Annotated in this window: 5 protein-coding genes, 2 pseudogenes and 1 other annotated feature; of the genes and pseudogenes, 5 read left to right on the forward strand and 2 right to left on the reverse strand. The window is 70.3% G+C overall.

Features of this window, described 5'->3' with window-relative positions:
• Nucleotides 1-275, reverse strand: a 275-nt coding sequence (locus tag KVS67_RS11020) for a TetR/AcrR family transcriptional regulator (RefSeq protein WP_368669055.1), incomplete at its 3' end; no start/stop codon positions are given.
• Nucleotides 276-404: 129 nt separating this feature from the next.
• Here KVS67_RS11020 and KVS67_RS11025 point away from each other — a divergent pair.
• The 5 genes and pseudogenes from KVS67_RS11025 to KVS67_RS11045 form a co-directional block, all read left to right on the forward strand.
• Nucleotides 405-815 (forward strand): annotated as a pseudogene (locus tag KVS67_RS11025) (ABC transporter ATP-binding protein); the annotation flags it as partial.
• Nucleotides 815-2,137: a permease gene (locus KVS67_RS11030; protein WP_217565351.1), complete on the forward strand. Its 1,323-nt coding sequence runs from the start codon at nucleotides 815-817 to the stop codon at nucleotides 2,135-2,137. The pseudogene KVS67_RS11025 and the gene KVS67_RS11030, both read left to right, overlap by 1 nt.
• A 43-nt stretch (nucleotides 2,138-2,180) precedes the next feature.
• Nucleotides 2,181-3,203 carry a YdcF family protein gene (locus KVS67_RS11035; protein ID WP_217565352.1) on the forward strand — a complete coding sequence of 341 codons (1,023 nt, stop codon included), beginning with the start codon at nucleotides 2,181-2,183 and terminating at the stop codon, nucleotides 3,201-3,203.
• A gap of 225 nt (nucleotides 3,204-3,428) precedes the next feature.
• On the forward strand, nucleotides 3,429-4,217 hold the full coding sequence (locus tag KVS67_RS11040; protein WP_217565353.1) for an SDR family oxidoreductase: 789 nt from the start codon (nucleotides 3,429-3,431) through the stop codon (nucleotides 4,215-4,217).
• 104 nt (nucleotides 4,218-4,321) lie between these two features.
• Nucleotides 4,322-5,547, forward strand: a protein-coding gene (locus KVS67_RS11045) for an IS3 family transposase (protein ID WP_217565354.1) whose coding sequence is annotated in 2 segments (ribosomal slippage) — nucleotides 4,322-4,595 and nucleotides 4,595-5,547 — 1,227 coding nt in all. Because the reading frame shifts where the segments join, the coding sequence is not laid out codon by codon here.
• Nucleotides 4,594-4,695, forward strand: a sequence feature (AL1L pseudoknot). (Overlaps the previous gene by 102 nt.)
• Before the next feature lie 23 nt (nucleotides 5,548-5,570).
• Here KVS67_RS11045 and KVS67_RS11050 read toward each other — a convergent pair.
• A pseudogene (locus KVS67_RS11050) lies at nucleotides 5,571-6,149 on the reverse strand (DDE-type integrase/transposase/recombinase); the annotation flags it as partial.
• Nucleotides 6,150-6,225 lie beyond the last annotated feature (76 nt).

Raw genomic sequence — 6,225 nt, forward strand, 5'->3', positions numbered from 1 at the left:
AGAACGCCCAGGCGCTTCACGCAGGTGTCAGGGGCGTCGCCGGTCGACTGAGGGGTTGCGCCGGCTCGCTGGGCATGCTCGTCCGCCACCATCGTGTCGAACACCTGCACCAGCAGCGCGTTCTTGTCACCGACGGCCATCACCGTCCCGGCACTGACGCCAGCTGCCTCAGCGATGTCTCGCACCGTTGTGGCGGCGAACCCTCGCTTCCGGAACAACCGGCTCGCCGCTTCCAGGACGCGAAGCTGCGTTGCTTGCTTGAGCTGCTGACGCACTGAGACCGTCATCCGTCGCCCTTCGATAAACGCGTTCACTGAACGTGTTCACGATAGCACGATGCTCGGCGCAGCCCAGGCGCACGACGTCACTGCGTGAGCGTCAACAACCTCATGGCCAACAACAGGGAGAACGTGGCCATGCCGTTGATGCTCAACGGCGCTCACCGGAAGGCCGCGGAGCAGACCGCCGCCCAGTGGCTCGAGTCCCTGGGACTGGCCGGCATGGGAGACCGCCGCCCTGGCGAGCTCTCCGGCGGTCAGCGCCAGCGTGTGGCGATCGCCCGCGCCCAGGCCGTGGAGCCCGACGTCGTGTTCGCCGACGAGCCCACCGGGGCCCTGGATTCGGACACCTCCGACGCGGTGCTGGCCAGCCTGATCTCCTCCACCGTCTCCCGCGGGCGGACCCTGGTGGTGGTCACCCATGACCCGTCCGTGGCGGCCGCGTGCTCCCGCCTTGTCCGGGTCCGGGACGGGCGGATCGAGTCCGACACCGCCCAGCGGCCGGCGCAGCCGGCCTCCGAGGGGACGGTGCGCTGATGAACCTGTCCGTGATCGGCCTGTTCGTCCGCCGTCTCTTCCGGGACCGCGCCATCTGGGTGCTGCCGGTGACCGCCTTCGCCGTGGCCTCCGCGCTCACCCTCGCCGTGGCCGGCGGCGTGCACTTCTTCTGGACCATCCCGGGGGAGATGGGCGCGTTCTACAAGGTCCTCTCCAGCATCGCCCTGGCCTTGCTCGTGCTCCCGCTGGCCTCCCTGGCCGGGGCCGCCGCCCGGCTGCTGGCCCGCCGCCGGGACGAGCGGCTCTCCTCCCTGCGCCTGATCGGCGCTTCGACCGCCACCCTGACCGGTCTGGCCGTGGTGGAGGCCACGGTGCTCGCCGCCGTCGGGGCGCTGGTCGGCGTCGTCGGGTGGGCGGTGTTGATACCCCTGATCGGGCTGCTGCCGTTCGCCGGCGGACGGATCGGCGTGCCAGCCCAGTGGATCGGGGTGCCCGGTGTGCTGGCCGTGCTCGCCGGCCTGACCCTGGTCGCCGCCGTGTCCTCGCTCACCGGGCTGCGCCGGATCGCGATCACCCCGCTGGGGGTGCGCACCCGGCAGCGCGCGCAGGCCGTCCACTGGGTGCGGCTGCTCGTGTTCGGGACCCTGGTGCTCGGCGGGCAGCTGATGATCGCCGCTGCGCGTGGCTCCGCGGACATGGGCATCGCGATCGCCGTGGTCCTGGTAGCCCTGGCCGTGCCGCTGCTGGCCCTGCATCTGCTCGGGCCCTGGGTGCTCAGCCTCCGTGCGAAGCTCCGGCTGCGCCGGGCCCGCACCCCCGAGGCGCTCGTGGCCGCCCGCACCGTCCTGGACGCCCCACGGCAGGCGTGGCAGCAGGTCGGGGCGCTGTCCGTGACCACCTATGTGGGCGTGATGGCCGGTGCTGGGCTGAGCCTGGCCACCCAGGGCGAGGCAACCGTCTCCCGGCCGGAGGAGCTGATCCTCATGCAGGACCTGCGCACCGGGGTGCTGGTGACCGTGCTGATCTCCTTCGTGCTGGCCGCCTGCTCCGTGGCCCTGAACCAGTCGGCCCAGGTCGTGGACCGGGCCGAGCTGCACCGCGGGCTGTCCTACGCGGGCATGCCGGTGCAGCGTATCCACGCGATGCGCCGCACCAGCGTGATGCTCGCCCTGGGCACCGTCATGGTCGTCAGTGTCGGCGCCGCGATGATCACCGGGGCCCCGCTGATCAGTGCCAGCGTGCTCTTCGCCCCCCTGAGCCTGCTCGTGGTGGTCGGCACCCTGGCGGCAGGAGTGCTGCTCGTGCGCGCCGGAGTGGACGTCACCGCACCGGCCCTGCGCCGCTCCGTGGCCACCGCATGACCGGCGCCCTGCTGGCCCTGCGGCCGGACAGGACGGTGGCCGGATGATCAGTGCACTCCTCGCCACCGCCTGCATCTGGGCGGCCCGCCGCATGTGGGCCGAGGAGCCTCGGCGGCTGCGCATCGCCGCGCTGGCCCTGGTGGGGGCGTGGTTCGGGTTCTGGGCGCTGCTGGAGATCAGTGCGTACCTTGGCGTGCCGGTAGCCCTCGTCCTGCCACTGGGCGCCCTGCTGGTGCCCTTCTCGGTGGTGGCGTTGGCCGTGATCCTGATCCGCAACGGGATGCACATGCTGACCCGGGAGGGCCGGTCGCTGGGCAACTCGCTGTCCCTGCTGGCCGGCCTGGCCCTGATCATCGCGCCGGTGGCCGCCGTCGTCCTGGTGGCGACCGCCCACCCCGTCGGCGTCGGGGCGGCGGTGCTGATCTTTCTCGGCGCGACGGTGCTGGGTTCGCAGTTCCTGGTGTTCTACGTGTTCGCCCGGCTCTATGAGCACCGTGCGCCGCGGCCGGGCCCGGCCGGGATCGTCGTCCTCGGCTCCGGCCTGATCGACGGGCGCGTGCCGCCGTTGCTGGCCAGTCGCCTGGACCGTGGCGCCGACGCCCTGACACGACGGGGCGGGCCTGAGGCGGGGTTGGTGATCGTGCCCTCCGGTGGGCAGGGTCCGGACGAGCCACGCAGTGAGGGGGAGGCCATGGGGGAGTACCTGGTCGAGCACGGCATCCCTGCGGGCGCGGTGCTGCCGGAGACCCGGGCGGCCACCACCGAGCAGAACCTGCGGTTCAGTCGGGAGCTGCTGGGGGTGCACCGGCCGGACCGGGACGGGCAGCTGCTCGTGGTCACGAACGGCTACCACGTGCCCCGCACCGCGCTGTTGTCCCGGAGCCTCGGGATCGACGCGGATGTGATCGGTGCCCCGACCGCGCGCTACTTCGTGCCCAGCGCCTTCATCCGCGAGTTCGTGGCTGTGCTGTGCATGCGCCTGCGCCTGCAGATCACGTTCGCTGTCCTGGGCGTCGTGCTGGCGTCGTGCACCGGCTGGGTCGTCGCCCTCGCTCACGGAGGGTGATGTGCCCGGTCAAGGCCGAGCAGGTCTGCCTGAGGCGGACTCGAGGAACTCCTCGAGACCGCCTGCTTTCGCCCAGCGACCGCTGCCCGGAGCCCTCCGCGCGCCTGCGTCCCGCGTCAGCCGAGCCGGTCCTGGCTGACGATCAGTCACGGGCCTCACGAGAGGCCACACACCTCACGTTGAGGTGGGGTGACGGCGTATGGCTCGCTTGGTAGTGTCCCTGCCATGACCACATTGACGGGACGGACAGCCCTGATCACCGGCGTCAGCCGCCGCAAGGGCATCGGCTTCGCCGTCGCCCGGCGCCTCGCCCGTGCCGGGGCCAGCCTGCGCCTGGTCCACCACACCCCGCACGACGCCGGTCAACCCTGGGGCGCCGACGACGTCGAGACCGTGATGGCTGAGCTGCGTGCCGAGCTCGTGGACGGTGCGACGCTGGAGCACACCGACGCCGATTTCGCCGACCCGGATGAGCCCGCCCGCGTCATCGACTGGGCTGGGCCGTCCGTTGAGATCCTGGTGGCCAACCACGCCCGGTCCGGCGGGGACGGCACCCTGGCCGAGATGACCCCGCAGACCCTCGAGCAGCACTGGCGCATCGATGCCCAGTCCGTGCTGCTGCTCACCCAGCACTTCGCCAACCGGTTCGAGGGTGAGGACGGGCGGGTGATCTGGCTGACCTCGGGTCAGGCCAGGGGGCCGATGCGCGGCGAGGTCGCCTACGCCGGTGCGAAGGCGATGCTCGCCGGCCTGGTGCCCACGGTGGCCGATGAGCTGATCGATGCCGGCATCCGGCTCAACGCCGTGAACCCGGGCCCAGTGAACACGGGATACCTGGACCTGGAGACCACGGACCGACCCGACCGCCTGGATGAGATCAAGGCGGCGTTCCCGCTGGGCCGGTTCGGAGAGCCGGAAGACCCGGCCCGGCTGATCGAGTTCCTGGTCACCCAGGCCGGTGGATGGATCGTGGGGCAGGTCATCGACTCCGAGGGCGGGTTCCGCCGGGGGTGATCAGCTGCAGGACCTCACCGGCCCAGCGACGTCGTAGCCACCGGTCGTGGGAGGCATGAAGCGCCCTGGGTTTCGTTCCGATCCCAACGAAGGAGAATCGGAACATGCCCAAGAAGTACACGCCCGAGCTGCGTGAGCGCGCGGTCAGGATGGTCCTGGAACGCCAAGCCACGCAGGGAGGGCCCCGTTCGCATTCCATCCGGGCGGTAGCCCCGCAACTCGATATCAGCGAAGAGACCTTGCGGATGTGGTGCCACCGCCACGGCCACGAGGCAGCACCAGTGCCTGCAGGCGAGAGTCCGGCCGAAGAGATCCGCAGGCTCAAGCGAGAGCTCGCCGAGGCCCGGCGGGCGAACGAGATCCTCAAGGCCGCCTCGGCTTTTTTCGCCAGGGAACTCGACCGCCCCACGACGAGATGATCGCGTTCATCGACGAACACCGCGATCAATTCGGGGTCGAGGCCATCTGTCGCACCCTGCGTGCGACGGAATGTGGGTTCATCACCTCCCGCGGTTACCGGGCCGTGAAGAGTCGACCGGCTTCCGCTCGGGCCCTGCGCGATACGATCCTCATCGAGGAGCTCAAGCGGATCCATGCGGAGACCTACGGCGTCTACGGGGTCCGGAAGATGCACCACGCGATGGCCCGCGCCGGGTGGGAGATCGGCCGTGACCAGGTCGCCCGGCTGATGAAGCTCGCCGGCGTGGAAGGGGTTCGGCGCGGCCGCACGCCGATCACCACGGGGCCGGCAGGTGAGCCGGATGCTCGTCCTGATCTCGTCGAGCGCTGCTTCACCGCCCAGCGGCCGAACCAGCTGTGGGTCGCTGACATCACCTACGTCAGGATCCTGGGCAGGTTCTGCTACGTCGCTTTCATCACCGACGTCTACTCCCGGCGCATCGTGGGATGGGCGGTCTCGGGCAGCCTGCACACCGCGGGGCTGCCGTTGCTCGCCCTCGAGCACGCACTGGTCTCCACCGGCGCTACCCGCGGGCGGCAGGGCCTGATCCACCACTCGGACCGAGGCGCCCAGTACGTCAGCCTGGCCTACTCCGACGCGCTGATCACCGTCGGGGTGAGCGCCTCGGTGGGCACCGTGGGCGACAGCTTTGACAACGCCCTGGCCGAGAGCGTGAACGGGCTCTACAAGGCCGAACTCATCCACTCCCGGCGGATCTGGGAGTCCGTCGAGGTGGTCGAGCTGGCCACCATGGGGTGGGTGCACTGGTGGAACACGCAGCGTCTCCACGAGGCCCTGGGCTACCGCACGCCCACCGAGGTCGAGGCGGCCTACACTCACGACCAGGACTCAGCGCCCGTTGCGTCCTGACCTCGGAACGAAACCCAGGGCGCTTCACTGGTGTAGCAGCGGGCGTAGGCCCACCCGTCGGCCATGGTCCGGTGGAAGCGCTCTACCTTGCCGTTGGTCTGCGGACGGTACGGGCGAGTCCGCTTCGGGGTGATCGACAGTGCCTCGCAGGTGTCGCGCCACAGGTGGGACCGGTAGGCGCCGCCGTTGTCCGACAAGACACGCTCGATCGTGACACCGAGGTCGGCGAACCACTCCACAGCGCGGTGCAGGACCCGGGATGCTGTGACGGCGGTCTCGTCATCGTGGACCTCCGTGCACGCGACGCGGGAGTGGTCGTCGATGACTGTGTGGACGAACGCGTACCCGAGCTTCGGACCGCCGTACTGATTGCGTGGCTTGTCGGGGGTGGCGGCGCGGTTGCGTCCGCCTTGGAGTCGTCCGACGTACCGCCACCGGCCACCGTCGGGGATGTTCCCGAGCTTCTTCACGTCCACGTGCACCAGCGACCCAGGGTGTGGATGTTCGTACCGTCGGATCGGTTCGCCCGTGGCCCGGTCGACGTACGACAGCCGGTTCATGCGCGCCGTCGTGAGGATGCGGTGAACCGTCGACGGGGCGATCTGTCAAGGGCCATTGAGTTCTGCCCATAGGCGGCCAGTGTTTCTTCCCGCTGGTGGCCATCAGAACTGCCCACTG

Source organism: Micrococcus sp. GbtcB5 (assembly GCF_019091605.1).
GTDB lineage: Bacteria > Actinomycetota > Actinomycetes > Actinomycetales > Micrococcaceae > Micrococcus > Micrococcus luteus.

Coding starts and splice junctions, on each gene's coding strand:
- KVS67_RS11040 (WP_217565353.1), top strand. CDS start 3,429: ATGACCACATTGACGGGACGGACAGCCCTGATCACCGGCGTCAGCCGC.
- KVS67_RS11030 (WP_217565351.1), top strand. CDS start 815: ATGAACCTGTCCGTGATCGGCCTGTTCGTCCGCCGTCTCTTCCGGGAC.
- KVS67_RS11035 (WP_217565352.1), top strand. CDS start 2,181: ATGATCAGTGCACTCCTCGCCACCGCCTGCATCTGGGCGGCCCGCCGC.